At 40.2% G+C, this 2041-nt stretch carries 3 protein-coding genes; all 3 read left to right on the forward strand.

Annotated features, from left to right (window positions below; translation table 11 throughout):
* Nucleotides 1-489: PucR family transcriptional regulator (locus AC220I_RS21735; protein WP_486725965.1), on the forward strand; the 489-nt coding region annotated here is incomplete at its 5' end.
* A gap of 5 nt (nt 490-494) precedes the next feature.
* A complete protein-coding gene (locus AC220I_RS21740; RefSeq protein WP_486725966.1) occupies nt 495-1448 on the forward strand; it encodes an oxamate carbamoyltransferase subunit AllH family protein in 954 nt (317 codons plus the stop codon).
* Nucleotides 1448-2041 (forward strand): AllF/FdrA family protein (locus tag AC220I_RS21745; RefSeq protein ID WP_486725967.1); only part of this gene is annotated, 594 nt, incomplete at its 3' end. The genes AC220I_RS21740 and AC220I_RS21745, both read left to right, overlap by 1 nt.

A 2041-nucleotide genomic window follows, 5' to 3' on the forward strand; every position in this document is an offset into this window, starting at 1 on the left:
AATAAAATATCAATCGGTATTGGCAGAACATATGGTAACTATCGAGAGCTATACAACAGTTACCGAGAGGCCAACCGATCAATTCAAAAGTTGAATTTAGGCGGTATTGCAAGACAAGGTAGTGGTAGTGAATTAGACCACAAAATTTTACATTTTGATGATCTAGGCATATACAGAATCTTGTCAAATGAAGTCATTCAGCCAGAGTTATACCAGTTTTTCATGGAAACCTTAGGCCCTATAGTGGCCTATGACAGGGAGAAGGACGCCGATTTATTGCAGACCCTTAAAATGTATTTTTCCTGTGGTTGTAATCTCAAAAAGGTATCTGAGGAGATGTACACCCATTACAATACTGTGATTTACCGTATGCAAAGAATCAAAGAAATCGGCAACATAGACTTTAACGACCCCAATGTAACACTAAATGTTCATATAGCACTTAAAATACTAGATGTTCTGAACCCGGAGTTCGGAATAAAAGGATGATGATTATGGAAGCACGTTTGTTATCGAAGGATCTAATGCGCTATCTTGAGGGCTTAACGAAAACGGAAGCCAAAATACACTCTGTATTTAAGGATGCTTTAAACATCATTACGCCTGAAGGCGATTTGATAACACTTTTAGTGGCGGATAAGGATATTGAACCCATGAGTGCTCTTGTCACGTTTCAACCACGTGAAATAAAAGGCTTTCGTCAGGAAGATCCTGTGGAACTTTCTCGTGAGGGCATCCTCTTCAAGAACAATAACAAGTGGTTGGCGACATCAAAAAAGAAACTATGGGAGCCTGAAATTGTCATTAAGGGTGATCTTAATTCGATTGAAAGTCAGCGGGAAAAGTTAGAAGAGATAAAAGAAGTTCTAATGAATATTGAAGATAGCCTTGGCCTTTCGCCACTTATTCATTATATTGCCTTTAACGAAAACGTCCAGCTTCTAAACAAGGACTCTCCAGCACTTAATGAATATTGTGATTTTATTCAAATCAGATTATATCAATTGTTAAAAGCAATAAATGAAAAAATGTATGAAGAAGCATTGACCTTGATACCAAACTTTGTAGGCTTCGGTCCTGGACTCACACCTTCATCAGATGACATACTAGCAGGCATTCTTGTAACAATTGTCTATGATGAGGCATTGAAGTCGCCTCAAGAAAAAGATGCAAAAGCACTTGAGTTTTCTAAGCGGGTTTATGAAACCAGTTTAGGCAGAACCACCAGCGTCAGTGAGCAAATGCTTAAGTTCGCATCTCAGGGCATGGTCTCAGAAGGCTATCGCAACCTACTAAGAGGACTCTTTTTTCAGGATAATATACCGTTCAAGACTCGAATGGAAGAGGTGCTTAAGCATGGCGCTTCATCAGGAAGTGATTTCTTATTTGGGGTTTATTGCATGAATTCCATTCGCTTAAATCGCTATTTAAAGGAGGGTGAAAAATAATGATACAATACGAGATTCGCAGAAATGCATACTATGACTCAGTAACGCTGATGCTCATTTCGAAGGACATTAAGAACATAGAAGGTGTTGAGGAAGCCATAGTGGGCATGGGCACAGATCTCAACAAAGAGCTTACCGTAAATCTTGGTCTTAAACACGATGATCTCGAGACACTTTCACCAAATGATTTTTATATTGCTGCAAAGGTATCGTCAGATGAAGTTATGAAGGCGGTTGTCGAGGCAGTTGATCGCTTGTTGACCGCTAAAAAGACCGAAGCCGGTAGCGATTACAGGCCTGCAACCTTAAACTCTGCAGTGGCAAATTTTTCAGATGCCAATATGGTAATCGTTTCAGTTGCCGGACAATATGCAGAAGAGGAAGTTATGAACGCTCTTGACCATGATTTAAACGTCATGCTCTTTTCAGATAATGTCTCCATTGAAGCGGAACTTAGAATGAAACAAAAAGCCGTTTCAAAAGAGCTTCTCATGATGGGACCTGACTGCGGTACAGCGATTATCAATGGGGTGCCATTGGCCTTTGCAAATGTGGTAAAACGGGGACCGATTGGTGTGGTTGGCGCATCTGGA

The organism is Fusibacter sp. (assembly GCF_057447755.1).

What these genes read in the sequence shown, in the direction of transcription:
- AC220I_RS21740 (WP_486725966.1), top strand. Translation starts at nt 495, where the DNA reads ATGGAAGCACGTTTGTTATCGAAGGATCTAATGCGCTATCTTGAGGGC.